A 24,923-nucleotide genomic window follows, 5' to 3' on the forward strand; every position below is an offset into this window, starting at 1 on the left:
CCCCGCGCCTCGGGGCAGGTATCGATCATTGCCGCTCTCAAGCGGCAATGATGCTATGTAGCGGCCTTAGCTTTGCCAGCCTCCTTAGGTTTTGGGCGGTTGCTGCAAGCAAGAATTCGTCTCTCGCACCGCACGGTCCTCGCAGTCTTAAACGTGCCATCCGGAGGATGCGCTTGAGGTGTGCGAAGAGCATCTCGACCTTCTTTCGCCGATGGCGGGACTGTTCGTATTCCGGCGTCACGGCAATAGCTCGGGCAACATCACGGGCATCTTCGTTGAGATCACGCGGAACCTTACGCATCGGCATATTTGGACAGCAGCGAGGCTTCAGTTCGCAGCGATCACAGTCCTTTTTGCTGGCACGATAAAGTCGCGTTCCCTCGGCCGTGATCCCCGACCTGGGTGTCGCATAGGTTCGATGGAACTGCTTCAGCTCTTTGCCCGCGGGGCAGATGTAACGATCATTCTCGGCTTCCCATGTGAAGTCGGAACGGGAGAAGGTGCCGTCCGTCCTGTTCGATTTATCGAAGACCGGAATGTGCGGCGCGATCTTTCTCTCTTTGACCAGCCAGGCGAGATTGTCTGCGGAACCGTAGGCACTGTCGGCAGCGAGGTAGTCAGGCCGCAGGCCGAAGCGGTTCTCCGTCCTGTCGAGCATCGTGCGGGATGCTCCGACCTCCGCCTGGCGGATTGCCCGTGTCGCCTCTACATCCAGAATGACGCCGTGGTCTGTATCGATCAGGTAATTGGCCGCGTAGGCGAAGAAGGCATGGCCTTTGTGGGCACCGGTCCATGGGGCGGCCGGATCGGACGGGGAGATAAACTTCGGCGTGACCGGCGAGGCAGCTCCGAAAGCGGCATCATCGAGAACAGCCAGATATTCCTGTACCGAGCGGCCAGCGTCTCCTTTGGCCTCCCACTCCGTTCCCGGTACAGAACGCTGCTTGTTGGCATCCGCTGCAATCAGGCTGGCATCGACTGCAAATCCCTCCGCGCCGACCAGTCCTTGCGCAAGGCAGCGCTCCACCACAGTCTCGAACATATGTCGAAGGATGTCACTCTCCCGGAACCGGCCGTGGCGGTTCTTCGAGAAGGTTGAGTGATCCGGGACCTTTCCATCCAAACCGAGGCGGCAGAACCAACGATAGGCGAGATTGAGGTGAACCACTTCGCAAAGCCGCCGCTCCGAGCGAATGCCCATGGAATAGCCGATGATCAGCATCCGCATCATCAGCTCGGGATCAATCGAGGGGCGGCCCGTCGTGCTGTAGAAAGGCTTCAACTGCGCTCGAACGCTGTCGAGTTCGAGATGGCGGTCGATCCCGCGCAGCATGTGGTCGGCGGGGACATGATCATCAATGCAGAAATCGTAGAATAGCTGGGCCGGAGCCGCCTGACATCCCATCATCGCTCAATCCTCCGCAAATCAATGCGACGATTGAATCACGAGCATCTTATGGTAGCAATCGCAATACTTGCTTTTAACGCCAGGGCTTTGAGCAAAGCGGCAACCATCGAGATGAAGCCATGAGAGTCAATATTCTTTGCCAGGAAACCATCATCGGACATGCTGACCTTGAACCGATTGATCCGCCAATGGGTGTTGCTGGAGGACGTTTTGTGCCCGGCTCAGAGTATGAAGCACGCCTCCATGCATATGTAATTGACGGAGACTATAGCGATCTCGACGCTCGCCGCGACCTTTCAGCACGCTCGGACCAATACGGCATGCTAGAATGCCAGGGTGTTACCCTTGAGGACTTCAACGAAACTTGCGGAGAGATCAACTTGACGGTTTTGGGCATGGCTTATCCCGACTATGAAACCATCTTCGCGTCCCATCCGCTTTTCAAGGCTTACTGGCCCAATGACGTCTAGGTGAGTTTTTCAACGGTATCCGCCAAAAGCGGACGCTCAAACAATCAGCGGATGGTGGACGATCTCTCATCGCCCATAATTTTTCGAATACTTTCAGATGTCAACGCTAGGTAGTGTGGACAGTTAGTCGGACCAACCCGTTGACTTGTTGATGTATCCGGGCATTGTGCACGCGTTTAGGTTGGGGGAAATTTATGTTTAGAACAACTGTTGCGGTCTCGGCTTTCGCCGTGCTGTTGAGTTCCTGCGTTCAGTCTAGCACTATGCGCGTGTCCAAGAACCAAATGATAATTCAGACCAGCGCAGAGCCGATGTGCGGCAGCGTGGGGGCGGCGAAGGCTGCACAGAAGCAGGCTGCCGTCGAGACCATCAAGGCGGGCTATGATCGTTACATCATCACGTCTGCGGCGGCAGCAAGCAACGTAACGGCAACTCAGATGCCAGGACATTACAACACCTACGGCACAATAAACTCCTATGGTGGCTATGGCACGGTCAATGCGACGACAACTTACACGCCGGGCCCGATCATCTATGGCGGCTCACACGACCAGTCTATTGGCGTGGTGATGTTCAAGGACGGCGAGCCGGGCAGCAATCAAGCAGTGTCCGCTCGCGAAGTACTCGGTCCTAAATGGGCAGTGATCGTCAAGGATGGCGTAAACCTTTGCAACTAAAGGCTGCGATATCAAGGATAGGGAATTAGAGGCTCCATCTCATCCGCAGGATACTACGCGTACAGCGGGCCGGATTCTGTCAATTGCCCCCATAATGCTTGGCGTGCATCTCCATCCAAAGCCGTTGACCGTTCGTCTTCGCCTCTAGGCGCTGCCTACCTGATGTCCGCAGCGCGGTTAGGTGTGCGTATAGCTGTTGCCTGCTCAATGAGCCTATGCAATGCGGAGACACTAAAGGGAGACATCGTGTCCCCTTAACCATCCCAGACGGTTTTTAAGGCTTTTTAGGTGATGGTGGGCGCTCCCTCCCGACCTACCGTTTTGCCCGCTTTGGCCCCTTAGCGGAAACCGCTGAAGGTGGCTCGAGGCTGAAGAGAAGAGCAAGCTCACGACAGCGCAAAAATCCTCACCTCGCGCCCGATTCCCTGGAGCTCCGCCATTCGGGAGGCCGATGTGATGCCGCTGTCGCGGAGGATTTCTGAAACCTGGGCATCCTCGACGATTGCCTCCGTGGTCATGATCACATTGGGATCGGCAAGGCCCTGGACGCGGGAGGCGATATTGACGGTCTGGCCGAAGTAGTCCTGCCGGTCGTTGAGGTTGACTGCGAGGCATGGTCCCTCATGAATGCCGATCTTCAGGAGAAGGTCGTCGCTGCCGTGTTCGGCATTTAACCGAAGCATCGCCTCGCGCATCTTGAGTGCCGCCGCCACCGCGCGGTCCGGGCTCGGAAAGGTGGCCATCACGGCATCGCCTATGGTCTTGACGACTGCTCCGGCCTCGGTGGCGACGATCTCGTGAAGAACCCGGAAATGCGCTCGCACCAGATCGAAAGCGGCAAGATCTCCGACGCGTTCGTAAAGCGCGGTGGAGCCCCTCAAGTCGGTGAAGAGGAAGGTCAGGCTGGTGATCTTGAGGCGCTGGTCGACGTCGAGTGTGTCGGTCCGATAGATGTCGCGGAAGCTCTGGTTCGTCAGCAGACGCTTGGCTGTCAGGAAAGGCCGCCTGCGGCCCAAGAGGTCGTGCAGTTCGTCTCCCGCGATGCAGACGTTCGGCACCACTCTGCGATCGGTGTGGTTCTCGAGGGTGAGCCGCAGTGAGCCGGGGCGCAGGGTCAGCGTTTCGTTCAGCGCATGCGTTCGGCTGATGATCATAGAGAGGGTTTGACGTTCGTCGGTCGGCTCACCCTGCACGTCGATGAACTGCGCCGAGTGTGTCACCGCATCGAAAATGATGACGAACTGCGCCGGCAGTTGCAGGGAGACGAAGGCCTTTTCGCCCGGAGCCAACTCAATCATCTCCAGCTGGATGCGTGAAAACCTCGCTTCGAGATCGTCAGGCAGGTCGACGCCGGAACTGAAGAAGATCTGCCGGTAGTACTCGAGCGGCGGTAACCGATCGGGATCGTGACCGGCAATCCTGCGCACGCGCGGGCTGACCGTGAACGTGACCTCGACCATCTCGTCGAGGGTCGGCTCGTATCCGGCGGCGCAGAGCGCGCAATGGTACGTCTCGTGGACGACGGTTTTGAGGGTTGCGCCGCTGTCGAGGACGCCGCCGCATCCCGGGCAAAGGACATTCCACGTCATCTCGAATGCGCCTATGCGGGCTGCATGGAGAAACGCGGCGATGGTTTTCTCTTGGTCGAGATCATGCTTATCGGCGAAAGCGAGCGCATTGATGCGATTGAGCTCGCGATCCGAGCCATGCGTGACGACGTTTTCGATGCACTCGACCGTCTGCGGGTCAGCCGCCTGTCGCAGGGAGGCAAAAAGTACGTCCACTTCGCTCATGAGACAAGTCTCCGTGTGCAGAACCCACGGCGGACGACGCCAGGATGGGGATCATAACACGGGGGTTACCCAATAGAAATCTAAAGGCTTGGATGCTGCTTGCTTCCCAAGCGAAGGCGGGTTTCACTTCCCCTTGTATATCCGCTTCAGCGCCGTCAGCAGCGCATCCAATTCGTCGCGCGAAAACAGCTCGATGAAACGCTGCTCGTGCCTATCGATCAGCTCACGCGCCCGGGCGAGCATTCCGTGTCCCGCCTTCGTCAGATGAAGTTCCTGGCGGCGGCGGTCGGCCGCGGAGGGGCGGCGCTCGATCAGGTCGCGGGCTGCCAGCCGGTTGACGAGGGCCATCATCGTCGCCCGGTCGGTGCCGAGCGTATTGGCAAGGTCGATCTGCGATGCGCCCGGATTGCCGGCGACGAGTTCCATCACCGCCAGCTGCTTCTGCGTCAGCGCCAGCTCCTCCATGGTTTCGGCGAAATCGCGATAGACCGCGACATGGGCCATGCGCAGATGAAATCCCAGCAGATCGCCTAGCCGGCCGACGTCGAGGCCCGGTGTCGCGGGCGCATCTTCGCCGTCGAAATCGTCCTGCGGTGATTTTGTCGCCATCGTTCGTTCTCGCCTCGTCCAGGCGCCATAACCATCAAAATCAGCGGGTTAGTCAATATCCGGAGTGTGGATTTCCTCGCGCCATTCGCGCGATCGGATTTGCTTTAAACAGCCTCTTGCATCACAGGAAAAAGATATTAGTATGTGTTGCATACAAATTTGATGCCGGCCGCGGGGAGCGGTGGGCATGGGAGGAGAAAATGGCGCATTCCTTTTCCGGGATGGCTTCGTCGGCGGATTGCGGACTGGTGACGGATGATCCGATCCTTTACCGCGCCCGCGTCGCACCGGACCGTCCCGCTCTGTTCGAGATCGCCACCGACCGGCAGCTCACCTATGCCGAGCTCGATAAGCGGATCGCCCGCTGCACCGGCTTCCTCAGCGATGTGCTCGGAGCGCGCCGCGATGGCGCGCGTGTCGCCATGCTGGCGCGCAACTCGATGGATTCGATCGTGCTTGCCTTTGCCTGCCAGCGTGCCGGCGCCATCTACGTGCCGCTCAACTGGCGCCTCAACGCCGCCGAGCTTCGGCCGATCCTTGCCGATTGCGCGCCGGTTCTGCTCGTTCACGACGAGGAGTTCGCGGCAACCGTCGCCAGCCTTGCGAGCGTCGATCCCGAGATGGCGGTGATATCGACGGCCGACGGCCCGGCCGGGCTCGCCGCGCGGATCGAGGCAAGCCTTCCAGCCGCCCCCTTGTCCGCCGATGCCGACGGCCCCTGCGTCCTTCTCTACACCTCGGGCACGACGGGACAGCCGAAAGGTGTCGTCATCACCCGCCGCAACGCCTTCTTCGCCGCGATCAATTTTTCCGTCGTCGGAGAGATCGGGCCGAGATCCGTCGCCCTGTGCGATCTGCCGTTCTTCCACACGATCGGCCTGATCGCGGTGGCGCGAACCACATTGATGCTGGGCGGCACGCTCGTCGTCTCCGATCGCTTCACGCCGGCGCGCACACTCGCAGCCCTTGCCGACCGGCAGCGTGCCATCACCCATTATTTTGCCGTGCCGCAGATCGCGCTCGCCTTGCGCAACGATCCCGCCTACAGCGCCGCGGCGCTCGCCGGCCTGCATGCGCTCTTTGTCGGCGGCGCGCCGCTGACGCAGGCGCTGATCGAAAGCTATCTCGATGACGGCGTTGCGCTGGTCAACGGTTATGGCATGAGCGAGGCCGGAACGGCGCTGCACGTGCCGATCGATCGGCGCGCCGTGCAGGACAATCCCGGCAGCGTCGGTCTTCCGGCACCCTTGCTCGACATTCGCATCGTCGGCCAGGACGGCCGCGAGGTTGATGAAGGCGAGATCGGCGAACTCTGGCTGCGCGGGCCGGCGGTGACGCCTGGCTACTGGAACAAGCCTCAGGAAACCGCTGCTGCCTTCACCGACGGCTGGTACCGCACCGGCGATCTCGGCCGACGCGAAGCGAACGGCTTCTATCGCATCGTCGACCGACTGAAGGACATGTACATCAGCGGCGGCGAGAATGTTTATCCCGCCGAGGTCGAAGCAGCGCTCGCAAGTCATCCCGATGTTCTCGATGCCGCTGTCGTCGGCATTCCCGATATCAGGTGGGGCGAATGTGGCCTCGCCTATGTCGTGCTGCGGCCGGGTGCCGTGGCAACGGGCGATGAGATCGCCGGCCATTGCGCGGCAAGGCTCGCCGCCTTCAAGCGCCCGGCGCGCATCCTCTTCGTCGAGGCCATTCCCCGCACCGCCTCCGGCAAGGTGCAGAAACATGTCCTGCGCCAGTTCCATTCCGACGAAACCCCTCAACGACAGGCCCTGTGAAGCGGCCCCCGGCATTGACGCCGAAACACATGGAGTAACCTCATGACTGAAGAGAACATGAATGATAGGCAATCGCCGGTTCTGGTCGAATTCGACAACGGCATCGCCTTCGTGACCCTCAACCGTCCGGAAAAGCGCAATGCGATGAACCCGGCTCTGAATGCCCGGATGCTCGAGGTGCTCGACGAGCTCGAGGGCGACGAGCGCTGCGGCGTTCTCGTCCTGCGCGGCGCCGGCGAATCCTGGTCCGCCGGCATGGATCTGAAGGAATATTTCCGCGACAATGACGACAAGCCGCGTGACGTCACGCTGAAGGCGCGGCGCCAGTCCGGCAACTGGTGGGGCCGGCTGATGTATTTCGAAAAGCCGACGATCGCCATGGTCAACGGCTGGTGCTTCGGCGGCGCCTTCACCCCGCTCGTTTCCTGCGATCTCGCCATCGCCGCCGAGGAGGCGAATTTCGGCCTCTCCGAGATCAACTGGGGCATTCTGCCGGGCGGCAACGTCACCCGCGCGGTCGCCGAAGTGATGCGCCATCGCGACGCTCTCTATTACATCATGACCGGCGAACTGTTCGGCGGGCGCAAGGCCGCGGAAATGGGTCTCGTCAACGAGGCCGTGCCGCTGGCGGAGCTTGAAACCCGGGTCCGCAAGATCTGCGCCAGCCTGCTCGAAAAGAACCCGGTGACGCTGAAGGCCGCTAAGGACACCTACAAGCGCGTGCGCAACCTGCCCTGGGATCTCGCCGACGATTACATCTACGCCAAGCTGGAGCAGATGCTGTTTCTCGACAAGACCAAGGGGCGTGATGAGGGGCTGAAGCAGTTCCTCGACGACAAGACCTATCAGCCGGGGCTCGGCGCCTACAAGCGCGGCCGCTGAGGACAGGCCCGACATGCCGGGCCGTTTGCGAGCCGATCATCTGGAGGAGGAAAGCAATGAAGATCCATGCCGCGGTGGCGCGTGCGCCCCATACGCCGTTTTCGCTGGAAAGGCTCGATCTGGAGGAGCCGCGCGAGGGTGAGATCCTGGTTCGCGTCGTGGCAACAGGGGTTTGCCACACCGATATCGTCATGCGCGACCAGCACCTGCCGGTGCCGCAGCCGGTCGTGCTCGGTCATGAGGGCGCCGGCATCGTCGAGCGTGTCGGGCCGGGCGTTGCCAAGGTCAAGCCCGGGGATCACGTGGTCATGACCTTCAATTCCTGCGGTCATTGCCCGAGCTGCAACGATCACGAGGAGAGCTATTGCCACGAATTCTTCCCGCGCAACTTCTTCGGTGCGCGCGCCGATGGTTCGAGCGGGCTCTCATGCGAGGAAGAGCGGGTTCACGGTAATATTTTCGGGCAATCCTCCTTTGCCAGCCATGCGCTCTGCCATGAGCGCAATATCGTGAAAGTGCCGAAGGAAGCGAACCTAGCGCTGCTCGGGCCGCTCGCCTGCGGCATCCAGACCGGCGCCGGTGCGGTCATGAACGCGCTGAAGATCGAACCAGGAAAAGTGCTCGCGGTTTTCGGCATGGGCTCCGTCGGGCTTGCCGCCGTGATGGCGGCGCGGATCGTCGGCGCGTCACGGATCATCGCCGTCGATGTCAACGAGACGCGGCTGGCGCTTGCGGCGGAACTCGGCGCGACCGACATCATCAACGGCAAGGCGAGCGACGCGGTTGCCGCGATCATGGCGCTGACCGGCGCTGGCGTCGATTATTCGATCGATGCCTCCGGCGTGCCCGCCGTCATCGACCAGTGCGTGCGGGTGCTGGCGCCGCGCGGCACCTGCGGCATCGTCGGGGCCTCGCCCCATGGCGCAACGCTGACGCTCGACCTCACCCATATCCTGTCGGGCGGGCGCCGGGTCCGCGGCATCGTCGAGGGCGATTCCAATCCCGACGTGCTGATCCCGTTGTTGATCGACCTGCATCGGCAGGGCCGCTTCCCGTTCGACAGGCTCATCACCTTCTATGATTTCGCCGACATCAACCAGGCGGTGGAGGATTCGGAAAAGGGCATCGTGCTGAAACCGGTCGTGCGTCAGCCGGCCGTCTGACATCGTTCAAGGGAGGAAACAATGAACACCGTCACCCCAATCGCCACCGATACCAGCCCCGATGTCATGAAGGCGCTGCTTGGCCGGCAAAGGGCGTCGTTCCTGAGGGATGGCCCGCCGGGCATCGACACCCGCATCGATCGCATCGACCGCGTCATCGCCCTTCTTGTCGATCATAAGGATGCAATCGCCGCTGCCCTGTCGGAGGATTTCGGCAGCCGCAGCGTCGAGGCGAGCCTGCTTCTCGATGTCTTCACCTGTGTCGGTTCGCTCAAATACGCCAAGGCCCATCTTGTCGAATGGCTGAAGCCCGAGCAGCACGAGGCATTGTTCCCGGACGCCGTGGCCGAAGTGGTCTATCAGCCGAAGGGGATTGTCGGGATCCTGAGCCCGTGGAATTTCCCCTATCAGCTCGCCCTTGCGCCGCTTGCCGGCATTCTCGCCGCCGGCAACCGCGCCATGATCAAGCCGTCGGAGGTGACGCCGGCCTCGGCCGAATTGATGGCGGAACTCATTGCCGGGGCCTTCGACGAAACGGAAATATCAGTCGTTCAGGGCGGACCGGCGACGGGCACGGCCTTTACATCCCTTGCCTTCGACCACCTGATCTTCACCGGCGGAACCGCGGTCGCCCATCATGTCATGCGCGCGGCGGCGGAAAACCTGACGCCGCTGACGCTGGAGCTCGGCGGAAAGTCGCCCGTCATCGTCGGCCGCTCGGGCGACCTCGCAGACGCGGCGCGCCGGGTCATGACCGTCAAGACGCTGAACGCCGGCCAGATCTGCCTTGCACCTGATCATGTCTATGTGCCCGAGGAAAGCGTCGAAGCCTTTGCCGGCCACGCGGTCGCGGCGGTCGGCGCGATGTATCCGGCGCTGAAGGAAAATCCTGACTACACCTCGATCGTCAATGCTCGCCACCACGCCCGCATCCAGGGCCTGATCGACGATGCCAGGGCCAAGGGCGCGAGGATCGTCGAGATCAACCCGGCGGCAGAGAATTTCTCCCAGCAATCGGCCCACCGCATGCCTCCGACCTTAATACTCGATCCCACGGAAGAGATGCGCGTGCTGCAGGAAGAAATCTTCGGACCGGTGCTGCCGGTCCTTCCCTATCGCGATATCGCCGACGTCATCGATCGTATCAATGCCAGGCCGCGCCCGCTCGCTCTCTATTACTTCAGCCAGGATCAGCAGGAGGAGGCCCGCGTGCTCGACAATACGACTTCCGGCGGGGTGACGGTCAACGACTGCATGAGCCACGTCACGGCGGAAGGCCTGCCCTTCGGCGGCGTCGGCCATTCGGGCATGGGTTCCTATCACGGCAAATTCGGCTTCCTCGCCTTCTCGCATCCGCGCGCCGTCTATCACCAGAGCAGGATGGTGCAAGCGGAATACATGATGCGGCCGCCCTATGGCGATGCGATGCGTGGCTTCTTGGCGGCGGCGATCTGCAAGTAGTCGAAGAAGCGTTGGACGATGCCGTCGGCAGCCGCGGCTGCTGGCGGCATGGGATGGCTGCTTGCAACGGCCCGATTGCGCAGGCTTATCCGGATAACGGTATATTGTGTCATTGGGATATGTATCCCGACGCAGAGGATGCTGTTGTTAAATATACCTTATGCAGCGGCTGCTAGGCGTTGAACCGCAGGGCGTTGCGGACATGATGTCTCTTGCCGTGCTGGAGCATGACCTTTCCATAGATGTTGCCAAATCTGGCAGCGGGCCTCTCTGCCCATACCTAATCGTCGGGGCGGACGCCTGCTTTCCTGTCATCGCATTGCTGCCGACCGGCCGGGAGACGCGTCTGCGAAGGAATATGGCTTGATAGGTCTTTGATTTAACGAAGCTCAAACCAGTGTTGCCCTATGATTGGTTCGATACATGTATTGGAAGGTGGATCCAACGCAGTGAATGGCATCTGGACGCAATTCGGTGGCAACCTGTCATTCGTGTGCCTGGCGATTTCGCTCTGGGCGCATTTCTCGATCCAATTTCAGCGTCGTTCGGTCACACAGGAAAAAATCGCCTTCGGAATCATAGCCGGCGGCGCCTCCATCGGCTCCATATTGCTGGCCGTCGAAGTCAATCCCGGCATTTATATCGACATCCGCTTTTCGCCGCTTGCTTTGGCGGGCATGTTTGGCGGACCGATCGCGGCCGCCTTTGCGGCGTCGCTGGCGATAGTCTTCCGCTTCTGGGTCGGCGGCGCGGCAATGATCGACGGTCTGATCGCAATTGCTGTCGCGACCGGTATCGGCCTGGCTGCCAACGTCTGGATCCGCAAGAGATCTCCCGAGCTCAAAGACGTTGCGCTGCTGAGCCTCGCGCTCGGCGGCGCACTTATTGTTTTGATGGCGGTGCTTCCCACCCTGGTCCACGCCCGCGTATTGGCCATCATCGGTCTGCCGATGACGGTATTGAACTGCCTGGCGACGGTGCTGTGTGGTTTCGTTCTGTTGAAGACGCAACAATGGGAGCTGGAGCGAAGCATCCTGGTGACCGCATTTTCGCAGTCGCCCGATTATCTCTACGTGAAGGACCGAAACAGCCGGTTCATCACCGTCAATGAAAATATGATCCGCCTTTTTCGTTTCAGAACCACGGCGGAGATGACCGGATTGTCGGATTTCAATCTTATCTCGCGGCCGCGCGCCGAAGAATTCTATTATCTCGAACAGCAGGTCATGGACACCGGGGTGCCCCTGATCGACTCCGTCGAGCGTATCGAAGACAGATACCTGCTCGCCTCCAAGGTACCGCTGAAGGATAGGCAGGGACGGGTGATCGGCCTGGCTGGCGTCACGCGTGACGTGACGGAGCGGACTGCTCTGGAGCGGGAATTGCGCAGGAGCAAGAACATGCTGTCACATGCGATGGCCGGCATGTCCGATGGCATCGCCATGTACGACAGCAAGGGTTTTCTGGTTTTTTGCAACGACCAGTATCGCGCCGCCTTCCCGCTATCCGGAGACGCCCGCGTGGTTGGCGCCCATATCAGCGACATCCTTCGCCGCGTTGCCGAAACCGGCGAGCGCACCGGTATCCCGGACGCTGACCGCGAAGAGTGGATCAGGTCCGTCAGTGCGACGTTGCACAGCAACAAGGACGAAGAGGTTCAGCTTCACAACGGCGACTGGCGCAGCATCCGGACAAGGTTAGCGGAAGACGGCACGGCGATGGCCGTTGTCTCCGACATCACGGCGACCAAGCAGGCGGAAATCGCCCTCCGGCTGTCGGCGGAGCAGCTGAAGTCCCTCGCCGAGACCGATGGACTTACTGGCATGGTCAACCGCCGGGCCTTCGACGAGGCTTTCGCCCGCGAGACCGCAGGCAGCGCCAGGAAAAACACGCCGTTCAGCCTTCTGATGGTCGATATCGACCGCTTCAAGGCCTATAACGACACCTATGGTCATCCCGCCGGAGACCAGTGCCTGCGTGTCGTCAGCAGGTGTCTTCGCCAGTCCGTAAGCCGCCCGGCCGACATCGTCGCACGCTACGGCGGAGAGGAATTCGTGGTTCTGCTGCCTGCGACCAGTGCGAGGGGGGCGATGATCGTTGCCGAACAGTTCGCGCGTCTCCTAAGCCAGGAAAATATCGTTCATACCGGCAGTGAATTCGGCCGGGTGACCGCCAGCATCGGCATATCCTGTGCGACGGGAGCCACCTTGAGGATCAACCCGAACCGCCTCCTGAGCGAGGCCGATGCCGCGCTCTACGACGCCAAGACCCAAGGCCGCAATCGCATCCTGGCACATTCGCCCGAGGAGCGGCACGCCATCAAGGACGTCGGCTAGTCGAATCCTTGATAGGTTTTTCCTATCGAGCCATCGCGCGTGCGCCCTTGATGTTTTCCCCGCTTCGACAATACAGGGCGCCATGGACACAAAATTCATTGGTAAGAAGTCGGCAGCAGCCGGGGGCTGGGGCGCTTTGAAGAGCTGCGGCAAGCGCTTGCTGCAAAGCGGCATGCCGATTTCAGGGGCGCGGACGATGCTGAAGGCGAACCAGCCGGATGGATTCGATTGCCCGGGCTGCGCCTGGGGCGATCCGGAGCACGGATCGTCGTTCGAATTCTGCGAGAACGGCGTAAAGGCCGTCGCCTGGGAGGCGACGGAAAAGCGGGCAACGCCCGCCTTCTTCGCGGAAAGGACTGTATCGCAGCTTCGCCAGTTGACGGACTATGAACTGGAACTCAATGGCCGCCTCACGCATCCGATGCGCTACGATGCGGCGAGCGACCGTTACCTGCCGGTCGCGTGGGCGGATGCCTTTGCCGAGATCGGCAGCATCCTGAGGGGGTTCGATAGCCCCAACCGGGCGGAATTCTACACGTCGGGCCGGGCGAGCAACGAGGCCGCCTTCCTGTACCAGCTGTTCGTGCGCGTCTACGGCACCAACAATTTTCCCGACTGCTCCAACATGTGCCACGAGGCGAGCGGCATCGCCATGCGCCAGGCGGTCGGTGTCGGCAAGGGTACCGTGCTGCTGGAGGATTTCGAAGAGGCCGACGCGATCTTCGTGATCGGGCAGAACCCGGGCACCAACCATCCGAGGATGCTCGGCGATTTGCGCCGGGCGGCCATCCGCGGCGCGCGCGTCGTCGTCTTCAATCCCATCCGCGAACGCGGCCTGGAGCGCTTCTCCGACCCGCAGGACAAGGTCGAGATGCTGCGCGGCGGCTCGACCGATATCGCCAGCCTTTATCTGCAGCCGCAGCTCGGCGGCGACATGGCCGCGGTGCGTGGGATGGCGAAGGCCGTGCTGGCCGCGGAAGACGCAGCCGTCGCCGCCGGTCTGCCCTCCGTTCTCGACCACGCATTTCTTGTCGAACACTGCGCGGGTTTTGTCGAATACCGGGCGGCGGTCGAGGCGACGAGCTGGGCTGACATCGAGGACCAGTCGGGACTGAGCCGGCAGGAGATCGAACGGGCAGCCGATGTCTATATCAGCGCCGAGCGGGTCATCTGCACCTGGGCGATGGGCGTGACCCAGCATCTGCATTCCGTGGCGACGATCCGCGAGATCGCCAACTTCATGTTCCTGCGCGGCAATATCGGCCGGCCGGGGGCAGGCCTTTGCCCGGTTCGCGGCCATTCCAACGTGCAGGGCGACCGCACCGTCGGTATCAACGAAAAGCCGGCGGACGATTTCCTCGATGCGCTGGAGAAGCATTTCCGCTTCACCGTTCCTCGCGAACATGGTCACAATGTCCTTGCCGCGATCGGCGCGATGCTCGATGGCTCGGCCGAGGCCTTCATCGGGCTTGGCGGCAATTTTGCCCGCGCCACGCCCGACAGCGCGCTCGTTGAAAAGGCGTTGCGGCGGCTGAAGCTGACGGTGCACATCGCCACCAAGCCCAACCATTCGCATCTCATGCCCGGCGAGGTGGCCTTCATCCTGCCGTGCCTCGGACGCACCGAGATGGATCTGAACGCGGCGGGCAACTCCCAGCTTATAAGCGTCGAGGATTCGATGAGCATGGTGCATGGGTCTGCCGGCATCAATCGTCCGGCCTCGCCGCATCTCCTCTCGGAAGTCGCCATCATTGCCGGCATTGCACAGGCGACGGTCGGCTCCGCCGTGGTCGACTGGGCAGAGCTTGCCGACGACCACGACCGTATCCGCGATCATATCGAGGCGACCATTCCAGGCTTCGAAAATTACAATGCGCGCCTGCGCAAGCCGCGCGGTTTCCACCTGCGCAATACGGCAGCCCATCGGGAGTGGGATACGCCGGCCGGCAAGGCATCATTTTCTTGCGAAGCGCTTCCGAAGGAGACGGTGCATCAGCGGGCGCGAAAGGGTGAGGGGCGTTTCGCCCTGCAGACGTTCCGGTCGCACGATCAATACAATACGACGGTCTACGGTCTCGATGACCGATATCGCGGCGTCTACGGGGAGCGGCAGGTCATCTTCATTCATCCAGCCGACCTCAAGGCGATGAATGCCGAGGCCGGTGATCGGATCGACGTGGTCGGCGAGCATGATGACGGTATCGAGCGCATCGCCGAGAATTTCCGGTTTGTGCCCTATGACATTCCGCGAGGAAGCATCGCGGGTTATTATCCCGAGCTGAACGTGCTCGTGCCGCTTGGCAGCGCGGGCGTGGAAAGCGATACGCCCACCTCGAAATCCATCATGGTGTCCTTTCGCCGGCGACAAGCCGCGTGAGCCAAGAGGCCTCGGAGGTCGATCGCTTTCTTGCTCTCGTCGCTGCGGCGCAAGGCAGGGATATCGAGCTGACATCCGTACAGGCCGGTCTCCTTGTCGCCGCGGAATTGGGGATTGCGCATGACAGCCGCGCCTTTGCGCGCCTGCTGGGGATCGCGCATTCTCTCGTGCTCAGGGAACTCAACGCGCTCGCGGAACGCGAAGGGGTGCTGCAGATCGTGAAGCGGGATCTAAGGACGATGAGAGTGCACTACACATTGCCGCCGCCGCCGGATGAGGCGTAAACGCCCCTGCGCCGCAAGCGGCCGCTATCGACGGATCACGCGCTTCCTGGTGTCGGAAGGGTATTCTCCGTATGTGGTTTTATAGACTGCCGAAAACCGGCCGAAATGAAAGAAGCCCCATTTGAGGCAGATGGCCTTCATGGTCTCCTTGCTCTCGGGATCGAGCAGCTCCTGGCGCGCGGCACGCAGCCGAAGCGTCAGCAGATAGACGGCGGGAGAGGTTCCCCTGAACGCACGAAAACCGGTCTCGAGCGCCCGGCTGGATACGCCGGCGGCTTCGGCCACCTTCGGCATGGTGATCGGCTGATCGATATTGGCGTGCATGAATTCGATCGCCCTGCGGACATGCCGGGGGGCGATCAGGGCGGGGCGATTCTCCAGGAAATGCGACAGCCGGTGCGGCACCAGGCGCACGACCAGATCGGCGAGCGCCTGCGTCATATGCGCCATGGCGATCGGCGACTGCAGCAAGGGGCCATCGTCGCGCATGCCTGAGATGATCGTCTCCGTGAGATTGCCGATCAACCGGCCTTCAGGCTTGGACAGATCCAGTTCGGGCAGCAGGTCGAGGGAGCCGCTGAACGGCATCTCGAACGTCTGGCCGATCGTCTGCAGGATGACAGGCCAGTTGATCAGCAACTCGTCGATGACGTTCGATTGCCCATGCATGATGACGCTGTTGGGCTCGAAATTGTTATAGAGAAGCAATTTTCCTTGCCCGGCCTCGGCGATGCGGGACGATCCGTAGGTTACCCCCATGCCGCCGCTGCGCGGCACGACGATCGACAGATACTCCGCCGTATCGGCGGTCGGCTCGATATTGAACTGAAACTCCGCCTCATGATAACCGGTGAGCAGGACTGCTTTTTCACAGACCGAGAAATCCAATCCCCAATGGAAGTCCTGGGCGCGGCCGACGGGCTCGGCATCAAATGCGCCAAAAGCGCCGCCCAGCGTTTCGACCATGTTGTCGAAGGACGAACCACTAAATCGAAATGAAAATGGGGGAGGGCTATTTTCAGTCATGCTGCTCCCATTGTTCGGCCCGGCTGTTTCGGCATGCTCTTTTCCAAGGCTCGCAGGTGCCAGCGCGACGCGCGGCCGACCCGAATCTCGGATTTGTGCGCGTACCTCTGCCAGCCTTGCCGGTCGTCATGGATGGTCGTCCCCCGCCGCGGCGCTGCATCTGAGTCCGCAGATGGAACGGATGAGCGGGGCTTGGATGTATATTAGGCGATTATTGGATAAAGTGCAGCAGCTTGCAGCAGAGCAGGTGGATCTCCGCGTGCGATCGGCATCGAGGTCAGCGGCTTGCGCTAGACGATGCAGGCCGAATCCGGGCACGGTAAACGTCAAAAGACCAACCCGTTGAATACATTAGTTCCCATCCAGATCAGGAACTGACAGAACCCGCGGCCATTGGCAAGACTTCACGCTGCCGGTCATAACGACAACCCGCTGGCAAACGATCCCGCTGATGGAGCGATTCTACAGCTGTATCCGCCGCGCCGCAGGGTGACCGCGGCGATCTGGCCGAGATACGCATCATCTGAAACTTATAGAGAACGCCCCATTCGAGAGCCGCGCAGTCGCCTGCCGAAGGTTCTTAGTGGACCGCTTAAAGATGGCCTTCGGCAGGCAGACAGGCATGCAGGCATACGCACGGGATGGAGTGCGTATGTAAGATCCCTTCCATCCTTTGGGGGGTCATGGGATGGATGGGCTTGGCTTTTAGACCGCAAACCATCATGGCCTTGGTCGGGTTTCATCTTACTGTTCCTTAGCTATGGAGCAATTGTCTGGCCCCGATATTGTCGGCCAACCGGCTTTTCGTGACGCAGTCTGGACTGATCTTGCGCAAAATGTACATGAACCGGTCCCGCTGAAGCCGCCTGTTGCGCGCAATGAACGCCGGCATGATGCCGCCGGGCGCGATGCATTCGGTTCTTTCCGTTGAGCAATGATTTTCTCACTGAAGGCATAAGCGACGGATCGTTTCCAGCACGCCTATGTCGACGTCAAGACGATCGGTTTCCGCGACGCTCGCGGGCATCGTCCTGTCTCCGGGGATACGGACTCCCCTGGAACGCAGCCGTTCCAATTGAGCCTTGGCGCGCTCCGGGAAATCCGAATCCGCGGCCGCGGGAAAGAGCGCGATCACCGTCATTCCCGCATTCACCGGGTGCTCGCCCGAGAGAAAGTGGCCGGCATCGAGCGACCACGCGGCCCCGGAAAGACCCGCCGAAAGCATCTCGACGATAAGGGCGATATTGCCGCCCTTGTAACCGCCGAAGGGCAGGAGAGCACCGAGCATCGCCTTAACAGGATCGGTGGTGATGGCGCCGGTTTCGTCGATGGCCATGCCGTGAGCGATCGGCAATTGCGCCTTTGCCGCCTCGGCAAGCGTTATGAACGCCGTCGCACTCGTCGCCTGGTCGATGACGACAGGCGGCAAGGGTTCCGGCATGGGCACGCCGAAGGCGAGCGGATTGGTGCAGTAGACGCGCTCGCCGCCCTCGGCGGCGGCCATCAAGGCCGGTCCGTTGGCAGCGGCGATGGATATCAACCCGTCCTGAGCGAGGCGCCGGACGTAGTATCCCAATTCCCCGGCGGTATAGCTGTTTCTTTGCGTAAGGACTGAGATGCCGAAGGTTTTCACGCACTTTACGAAGTCGTCGTAAATGAGATCAAACCCGAGCTGCGCTATGCCGCCGTCCGCATCGGCCTGGATCAGGGCTGGCAGCACATGGTTGAAGCGGGGCTTGGCGTCGCCATTGATCCGCCCGTCGCGCAGGCTGGTGAGATAATCGACGAAATGCGGAAAACCGAGCTCAGTGCGCCCGAAGCAGGCGGCCGACAGCGTTGCATCGACAAGCGCCTTCGCCATGGCCGGGCTGCCGCCGCAGGCGAGACAGGCTTCGAGCGCCAGTTGCCGGAGCTCGTCGATCGGCATTCTCATCTTCTGCCCGGCCATCACAGCGCCAATGCCGCTCGTCTGCCCTCATAGAAGGCATAAGGCGCCTGGCGCGGCGCAGCGCAGTCCCCGATCTCCACCACCTGACGATCGTTTGAACGCAGTTCATCGCCCAACCAATTTGCTGCCGCATTGGTGGTGGCGAGCACCAGGCTGTCGCCTTCCTCGAAGAAACGCTCGCCGGTATTGTGATCCAGCAGGGTGACGCCCTTACCGTGCCATTCCAGCACGCTGACCTCCAGAAGCCATTTGACGCCCAGCGTCTTCAACGTCCGGCGCAGCGGGACGTCGGCGGTGGTGCGCTGAAGCTCTTTGCCGATGAACGGGTCGGGCGAGAGCATCGTGACCAGGTGCCCATCTTCGGCGAGCTTCCAGGCGGTTCCGCAGCCGCGCCAGCCGCCGCCCTCGTCCAGCAGCAGAACTCTCTTCCCCGGCCTTGACTGCCGCGCCATGACGGCCTCGACGGTGAAGACGTTTCCTTTTTCGATACCGGGCAGCGTCGCAACTGAGGGCAGAGCCTTCTGGAAGCCGGTTTCGGGTGAATAGGAACCCGTTGCCAGGATGACGGCGTCTGCGCCGATGGCCTCGACATCCGATGCCTCGACATAAGAGTTGAGCCGGATATCGACGCCGAGCTTCGTCAGCTGCCGCTCGTACCAGCCGATGAGGTCGAGGATTTGCGCCCGGCGAGGCTGCATGCCGGCGAGCAGGAAATTGCCGCCGAGCCGGCTGGATGCTTCGGCGAGGATGACCCGGTGGCCCCTTTCAGCGGCGGCGCGGGCGGCTTCCAGGCCAGCAGGCCCGGCGCCGACCACCAGCACCGTCCTCGGCTGGCCGGCCGGTGCGAAGCGGTCGCCGCCCCATTGGTATTCCGTCCGGCCGATGGGTTGATGAGACAGCTTATCCAATAATCGCGCGAACGCCGGCCCCAGCACATCTGGTTGCACGAAATGCAGCCACGAACATCGTCGGGGCGGTCCTCGCCGGCTTTTCGAGCCAGATGCGGATCGGCAATCTGGCCGCGCACGATCGAGACGAGGTCCGCCGCTCCTTCTCCAAGAACGGTTTCGCCGTTCTCCGGCGTTCTGATATGGCTTTCGGCAATGACGAGCGCATGTTTGACCGATCGCCTGATCGTTGCGGCAAGATCGGCGCCGAGCTTCTCCTGGTAGAGAAATGTCGGCATCAGCTTGTGGAAGTCGAGATAGCCGCCCGAACCGCAAGTCACATAGTCGACGAGGCCGAGATCGTCATGGAGAGCGACGATCTCGGCAAGCTCGTCCCGCGTCAGCGCAACGCTATGATCGGGCTCATCGCTGATCGCAAGCCCGATGATGAAATCCTGACCGCACACTGCCCGGATGCGGCTCATGATTTCCCGCGAGAAGCGGGTCCGGTTCTCCAGCGAACCACCCCATTGATCCTCTCGCCGGTTCGACCAAGGCGTCCAGAACTGCTCGATCAGGCCGAGATAGGCCGCCCAGACTTCGACGCCATCGAAACCGGCCTCGCGACAGCGCCGCGCCGCCTGCGCGAAACCGTCGATGGTTTCCCAAATCTCAGCCTCGCTCATGGAATGCGAGCCATCGCTGTCGTGGTAACTGGGCAAGCCGGAAGGAGACCAATGCGGGTGGTATGAATTGTCGGAATCCCCATGCGCGCCGACATGGTAGAGCTGCTGGATCGCGACCGCGCCGTTTTCCTTGATCGCGGTCGTGACCTTGCTGAAGTGAGGGATCACGCTGTCGTCGCCGGGAAGAAAATTTCCGCGCGTCAGCACGGCCGCGGGATGCACCGGCATCGGTTCGACCACGATCATCGCGGCGCCACCGATCGCGCGCTCGGCATAATAGGCGACGTGGCGTTCGCCGGGTACACCGTCGCTCGCCATGTTTGCCGTATGCGCTCCGAAGACGATCCTGTTGCGCAAGGTTTGTCCGCGCAGGCCGATCGGCGAAAACAGACGCGGGAAGAGCTTCGACATGGTGATTCCCAAGCGTCAGGCGGCTGACTTCCAGGCTCCTGCGATGGCGACGCGCCCGATATCGGCGTCGCCAACGAACCAGAAAGACGGCCGCATTTGGAGCTTCAAAGTGCGACCGAGAGGGCACTGTCGCGTCGGGGAGCCACCTCGTGCGAGTTCACCATCGCGCCCGCGAGCTGGCGGAAGGTAACAAGCCCCAATGCTTCCCCGGATGGTGAAACCACCCTGGCATCGTCGTGCGCCTCCGATGCTAGAATCCGGACGGCGTCTTCGACGGTCGTGCCTGATGCGATCGTCAATCCACCTGGGACCGCGCCGGAATGCAGGGATGTCATGATGGCATCGACCTGGATGACCCGGCCTCGATTGACCTCCTTGACGAAGTTGGCGATGTAGGCGTCTGCCGGACGCAGAACGATGTCCTGGCTGGTGCCCTGCTGGATGACTTCGCCATCGCGCAGGATCGCAATCTGGTCGCCCAGCCGAAGGGCCTCATCGAGATCATGGGTGATGAAGACGATGGTCTTCTTGATCTCCTTCTGAATGTCGAGAAGGACCGACTGCATATCGGTGCGGATCAAAGGGTCGAGCGCCGAATAGGCCTCGTCCATCAGCAGAACCGGCGCATCGTTCGAGAGGGCGCGTGCCAGCCCGACGCGCTGCTGCATGCCGCCCGACAGCTGGTTGGGATATTTGCTCTCGAAGCCCTTCAGGCCGACCCGCTCCAGCCAGCCCATGGCGACGTCAACGGCTTTCGAGCGCTCCATGCCCTGCACTTCGCGGCCGAAGATAGTGTTGTCGAGGACATTCCGGTGCGGCAGAAGCGCGAACTTCTGAAACACCATTGCCGTCTGGTGGCGCCGAAACGTCCGCAATTCGGTCTCGTTCATTTTCACCACATCGACGCCGTCGACAAGCACTTCGCCGGCGGTTGGATCGATCAGACGGTTGATGTGGCGGATGAGCGTCGATTTGCCCGAACCCGAAAGGCCCATGATGACCTGGATGCGGCCCGAGGGTATCTCGACATTGATATCTTTCAGGCCCAGCACGTGGCCGTGCTTTTCATTGAGCTCGGTCTTCGACAATCCCTTCTTGACGGCATCGACATGAGCGCCGGGATTGGGACCGAAGATCTTGTAGAGATGGCGGATCTTGATGCCGCCGAAACGATGATCAGCCATGGACGATCTCCCGATGCTTCTGGAGCCGCTTGCCATAGGCCTGGCTGACCCGGTCGAAAATGATGGCGATACCGACGATGGCAAGGCCGTTGAAAATACCCAGGGTGAAGTACTGGTTGGCGATTGCCTTCAGAACCGGCTGGCCAAGGCCCTGGACGCCGATCATCGAAGCGACGACGACCATGGCGAGCGCCATCATGATGGTCTGGTTGATGCCGGCCATGATGGTGGGAAGCGCCAGCGGCAGCTGGACCTTGAACAGCTTCTGCGAGCTCGACGTTCCGAACGCATCGGCTGCCTCGAGCACGTCCTTGTCGACCAGGCGGATACCGAGGTCGGTCAGCCTTATCATCGGCGGGATGGCGTAGATGACGACGGCGATCAGTCCCGGCACCTTGCCGATGCCGAGCAGCATGACGACAGGGATCAGGTAGACGAAGCTCGGCATCGTCTGCATGACGTCGAGGATCGGATTGATAACGCGCTGCAGCCGGTCGGAACGCGCCATCAATATCCCCATCGGAATGCCGATGGCGATGGAGAGCACGGTACAGACGAAGATCATCGAGACCGTCCGCATCGTATCGTCCCACATGTCGAAATAGCCGATCAACAGCAGTGTGACGAGACAGCCGAGGACGATCTTCAGGCTGCGGCTTCCAAACCATGCGATGACAAGGATGATTGCCGTAATGATCGGCCACGGCGTCTGCGTCATGAAGCGGTCGGCGGCGATCAGGAAATGCTGCAGCGGGGAGAAAAGGCTTTCGATCGCGTCGCCATAGCTGCGGGTAAATGCGCGAAAACCGTCATCGATCGCCTTCTTCAGATTGCGAAGGGCATCGTCATCCATATGCGGGAATTTATAAAACCATTCCATTCGGTTCCCCTTTTTCTTCAAAGAGCCGTGGCAGTCTTTTTGATTTTATCGGCAGCGAGAGGCGGTGCGCATCAAGCGCACCGCAGTAGTCGGCGTTAAAGAGCAGCTTCGATCTTCGTGGCTGCCTCAGGCGAGACCCACTTGGTCCAGAGGTCCTTGTTTTCTTTGAGGAAGTGCTTGGCACCGTCCTCGCCGGTCGCCTGGTTGTCGGTCATCCACGCCATCAGCTTGTTGACCGTGTCATTGCTCCAGGAGCGCTTCGTCAGGTAGTCCATGACCTCCGGCCCGGCCTTTTCCGAAAAAGGCTTTGCAACGAGGGTGACGATCTTGTCGACCGGCCATGCGTTCGGCTTCGGATCGGGGCAATCGGCGACGGTGTTGCAGCGCTTCCATTCGGCGGCGTCATTCGGCACGCCGGCTTCGAGCTTGACCATTTCATACTTGCCGAGCAGCGCGGTCGGCGCCCAGTAATAGCCGGCCCAGCCTTCCTTGCGTTCGTAAGCCTTGGAGATCGAACCATCGAGGCCGGCAGCAGAACCGGTATCGACGAGGGTGAAGCCGGCCTTATCGGCTTCGAAGGCCTTGTAGAGCTGCGTGGTCACCACGGTGCCGCCCCAGCCCTGCGGGCCGTTATAGATGGCGCCCTTCTTCGCATCCTCAGGAGCGGGGAAGAGTTCCGGATGCTTCAGCACGTCGCCGATGGTCTTGATATCGGGATGAGCGTCGGCCAGATATTTGGGAATCCACCAGCCCTGGACGCCGCCATCGGGCAAGGGAGAGCCGACCTGGACGATACGGCCTTCATCCGTTCCCTTCTTGACGACATCGGGCAGCAGGTCGATCCAGGCTTCCGGCGCGATGTCAGGCTGGCCCTTTTCGGCCATCGAGGTAATCGTCGGGACGGTATCGCCGACGGTGATTTCGGCATCACAGCCATAACCTTCGTTCAGGATGAACTTGTCGAGGTTGGAGAGAACCTCTGCACTCTGCCAGTTCATGCTGGCGATGGTCACCGTGCCGCATTCGGCGGCGCTGGCGAAAGACGCCCCGCCAATCAGGCCGAACGTCAGACATGTCGATGCGAGTAGTTTTTTCATTCTCGTTCCCTCTGTTTAGCGGCCGGTTTTGCTGAGCGGGGCGCCGCAGGACCCACTCCAACGGTTGTCAGGAAGCGTCTCCCATACTCACCGATTTCTTGAATGCTGCCGATAGTCCCTCCGCAACCGAAGCGTCGAACCCGGCAGCGCGCATGCCTTCGATGGCCGCCCCGGTGGTGCCGCGATAGCCAACAAAGGTTTGAACGACATCGTCAGGAGAATCGTCTTGGCGCTCCAACAGGCGGCCGGCGCCCGTGATCACGGTGTTGACGGCGCGGCGCGCAATCTCCGCCGGCAGGCCATTGGCGACGGCGTCGCGCATCATGGCGGCGGCGAGCAGCGCCGGGAATGCCGGTCCAGACCCGGAAAGGCCGGTGAGGTAATCGATGTCGCTTTCCCTTGCGACCTCGTCCTCAGATCCGCATGCCTGAAAAATCGCGCGGACAAGCGCTCGGTCGTCTTCGGTGACATCGCTCGCGCCAATCCACGGCGTATAGGACTTGGCGACTTCGGCAGCGGCATTCGGCAGAGCGCGGACGACGCGACCGGTGTTGTGGCACTCGGAAAGTGCGTCCAGGCGGATGCCCGCCATGACCGAGATGACCAGCTTGCCGCCGGCATCGACATCAAGAGCACGCCAGTCATCAGGACGGACGGAAAGAACGATCACGTCCGAGCGGTCGGCAAGCGCCTGACTGTCGGTGGTCAGGAAAGAATTCGGGAAACGGCGCGGCTGCTCACTGCGATAGGAGAGGGAGAGATTTCGAGGTTCGACCAGGCCGCCATCAAGGATCGAGCCGGCGATTGCTCCGCCAAGCCAACCGCCGCCGCCAATGATACCGATCCTCAAGGAAACGCTCATCCCGCCCTTCCCTAACCCGGCCTGTAGCCATGCCGCGAGAAGAAGCGATCGAGCTCCCTCTGCTGCGGCACTTCGCCGGTGTAGATCGCGATATATTCGGGTATCCGTTTCATGCGGACGGCGAGTTCCTCCCTGGCTTGCATGGAGATATATCCGATCTGCACGAGGTAAGTTGTTCGCGCTCGGACATCCGATGTCGCTTCTGGTAGCCCGAACCGGATAAACATCAGCTTGAGGGCTTCCAGTCGAAGCTGGTCGGCTTGCCGGACCTCGGCGAGAATCTCGTCGGACTGCAGCGCCCAGCTGCGCACGGCGAATTCGAACCTGGCGTCGAACAGCTCATTGTTGAGCCAGCAGTCGAAGACGTTGAGCATCGCCTCGGCAAGCGATTCCGCGTAGGCTTCGGACTGCTTGATGATGTTGCCGGTGTTTTTATCGCGCCACCGCGCCACGAGCCCGGCCAGCAGTTCCTCCCGGTCCTTGAAGAACCAGTAGAAGCTCGTGCGCGAAAGGTTGAGTTTCTTCGCCAGCGGCAGAATTTTCACCGAATCCACGCCGGAATCCAGCAGCGAGTGGTAAGCTGCTTCCAGCCATCCCTCCTGCGATCCGCGCCAGCCAGTGTCATTCAAAGCCTGATCCATGGATGATCTCCTATCAAATTGCGAGGCGGCGCACAAGAAAAATGTACATCTGTG

Annotated in this window: 19 protein-coding genes and 1 pseudogene; 9 read left to right on the plus strand and 11 right to left on the minus strand. The window is 61.2% G+C overall.

Features of this window, described 5'->3' with window-relative positions:
* Positions 1-37: 37 nt before the first annotated feature.
* On the minus strand, positions 38-1,408 hold the full coding sequence (locus AC25BC_RS25370) for a transposase (RefSeq protein ID WP_128438734.1): 1,371 nt from the start codon (positions 1,406-1,408) through the stop codon (positions 38-40).
* A gap of 119 nt (positions 1,409-1,527) precedes the next feature.
* On the opposite strand from AC25BC_RS25370, the gene AC25BC_RS25375 reads away from it, so the two are divergent.
* Both AC25BC_RS25375 and AC25BC_RS25380 read left to right on the plus strand, forming a co-directional pair.
* Positions 1,528-1,878, plus strand: a complete 351-nt coding sequence (locus AC25BC_RS25375) for a hypothetical protein (protein WP_128438733.1) — start codon at positions 1,528-1,530, stop codon at positions 1,876-1,878.
* 284 nt (positions 1,879-2,162) lie between these two features.
* Positions 2,163-2,555: a hypothetical protein gene (locus AC25BC_RS25380; protein ID WP_487778573.1), complete on the plus strand. Its 393-nt coding sequence runs from the start codon at positions 2,163-2,165 to the stop codon at positions 2,553-2,555.
* Positions 2,556-2,941: 386 nt separating this feature from the next.
* Here the strand turns inward: AC25BC_RS25380 and AC25BC_RS25385 are convergent, their stop codons facing one another.
* The gene (locus AC25BC_RS25385) at positions 2,942-4,348 is read right to left on the minus strand and encodes an adenylate/guanylate cyclase domain-containing protein (RefSeq protein ID WP_128438731.1); all 1,407 of its coding nucleotides are present in this window, start codon (positions 4,346-4,348) and stop codon (positions 2,942-2,944) included.
* A gap of 123 nt (positions 4,349-4,471) precedes the next feature.
* Positions 4,472-4,957 carry a MarR family winged helix-turn-helix transcriptional regulator gene (locus tag AC25BC_RS25390; RefSeq protein WP_128438730.1) on the minus strand — a complete coding sequence of 162 codons (486 nt, stop codon included), beginning with the start codon at positions 4,955-4,957 and terminating at the stop codon, positions 4,472-4,474.
* 200 nt (positions 4,958-5,157) lie between these two features.
* Between AC25BC_RS25390 and AC25BC_RS25395 the strand changes: the two genes are divergently transcribed.
* The 7 genes from AC25BC_RS25395 (at position 5,158) to AC25BC_RS25425 (ending at position 15,247) form a co-directional block, all read left to right on the plus strand.
* Complete coding sequence (locus tag AC25BC_RS25395) at positions 5,158-6,744, plus strand: AMP-binding protein (protein WP_128438729.1); 1,587 nt, start codon at positions 5,158-5,160, stop codon at positions 6,742-6,744.
* Between the two features lie 57 nt (positions 6,745-6,801).
* Positions 6,802-7,626 carry a p-hydroxycinnamoyl CoA hydratase/lyase gene (locus AC25BC_RS25400; protein WP_128438852.1) on the plus strand — a complete coding sequence of 275 codons (825 nt, stop codon included), beginning with the start codon at positions 6,802-6,804 and terminating at the stop codon, positions 7,624-7,626.
* A 56-nt stretch (positions 7,627-7,682) separates the two neighbouring features.
* On the plus strand, positions 7,683-8,789 hold the full coding sequence (locus tag AC25BC_RS25405) for an NAD(P)-dependent alcohol dehydrogenase (protein ID WP_128438728.1): 1,107 nt from the start codon (positions 7,683-7,685) through the stop codon (positions 8,787-8,789).
* A gap of 21 nt (positions 8,790-8,810) precedes the next feature.
* Positions 8,811-10,250, plus strand: coding sequence for a coniferyl aldehyde dehydrogenase (locus tag AC25BC_RS25410; RefSeq protein ID WP_128438727.1), 1,440 nt, complete (start codon positions 8,811-8,813; stop codon positions 10,248-10,250).
* Between the two features lie 407 nt (positions 10,251-10,657).
* Positions 10,658-12,586, plus strand: coding sequence for a diguanylate cyclase (locus AC25BC_RS25415; RefSeq protein WP_128438726.1), 1,929 nt, complete (start codon positions 10,658-10,660; stop codon positions 12,584-12,586).
* Positions 12,587-12,668: 82 nt separating this feature from the next.
* Positions 12,669-14,963, plus strand: coding sequence for an FdhF/YdeP family oxidoreductase (locus AC25BC_RS25420; RefSeq protein WP_128438725.1), 2,295 nt, complete (start codon positions 12,669-12,671; stop codon positions 14,961-14,963).
* Positions 14,960-15,247: a hypothetical protein gene (locus tag AC25BC_RS25425; RefSeq protein ID WP_128406591.1), complete on the plus strand. Its 288-nt coding sequence runs from the start codon at positions 14,960-14,962 to the stop codon at positions 15,245-15,247. The genes AC25BC_RS25420 and AC25BC_RS25425 overlap by 4 nt, the downstream gene beginning before the upstream one ends.
* Positions 15,248-15,271: 24 nt before the next feature.
* Here the strand turns inward: AC25BC_RS25425 and AC25BC_RS25430 are convergent, their stop codons facing one another.
* From AC25BC_RS25430 to AC25BC_RS25465, 8 genes and pseudogenes are all read right to left on the minus strand, one after another.
* The gene (locus tag AC25BC_RS25430) at positions 15,272-16,273 is read right to left on the minus strand and encodes an AraC family transcriptional regulator (protein ID WP_128438724.1); all 1,002 of its coding nucleotides are present in this window, start codon (positions 16,271-16,273) and stop codon (positions 15,272-15,274) included.
* Positions 16,274-17,216: 943 nt separating this feature from the next.
* Positions 17,217-18,221: an Ldh family oxidoreductase gene (locus AC25BC_RS25435; RefSeq protein ID WP_012755271.1), complete on the minus strand. Its 1,005-nt coding sequence runs from the start codon at positions 18,219-18,221 to the stop codon at positions 17,217-17,219.
* Positions 18,221-20,205 (minus strand): annotated as a pseudogene (locus AC25BC_RS25440) (oxidoreductase). The gene AC25BC_RS25435 and the pseudogene AC25BC_RS25440 overlap by 1 nt, the downstream one beginning before the upstream one ends.
* A gap of 104 nt (positions 20,206-20,309) precedes the next feature.
* Positions 20,310-21,389 (minus strand): quaternary amine ABC transporter ATP-binding protein, encoded by a 1,080-nt coding sequence (locus tag AC25BC_RS25445; RefSeq protein ID WP_128438723.1) that lies wholly within the window; start codon positions 21,387-21,389, stop codon positions 20,310-20,312.
* On the minus strand, positions 21,382-22,269 hold the full coding sequence (locus tag AC25BC_RS25450; RefSeq protein WP_012755274.1) for an ABC transporter permease: 888 nt from the start codon (positions 22,267-22,269) through the stop codon (positions 21,382-21,384). Before AC25BC_RS25450 ends, AC25BC_RS25445 begins: the two co-directional genes overlap by 8 nt.
* Positions 22,270-22,364: 95 nt before the next feature.
* On the minus strand, positions 22,365-23,366 hold the full coding sequence (locus AC25BC_RS25455; protein ID WP_017996001.1) for an ABC transporter substrate-binding protein: 1,002 nt from the start codon (positions 23,364-23,366) through the stop codon (positions 22,365-22,367).
* A 67-nt stretch (positions 23,367-23,433) separates the two neighbouring features.
* Positions 23,434-24,228 (minus strand): pyrroline-5-carboxylate reductase family protein, encoded by a 795-nt coding sequence (locus tag AC25BC_RS25460; protein ID WP_128438722.1) that lies wholly within the window; start codon positions 24,226-24,228, stop codon positions 23,434-23,436.
* An 11-nt stretch (positions 24,229-24,239) separates the two neighbouring features.
* Positions 24,240-24,869, minus strand: coding sequence for a TetR/AcrR family transcriptional regulator (locus AC25BC_RS25465; protein WP_128406586.1), 630 nt, complete (start codon positions 24,867-24,869; stop codon positions 24,240-24,242).
* Positions 24,870-24,923: the final 54 nt, after the last annotated feature.

This window comes from Rhizobium sp. WSM409, from assembly GCF_057653825.1.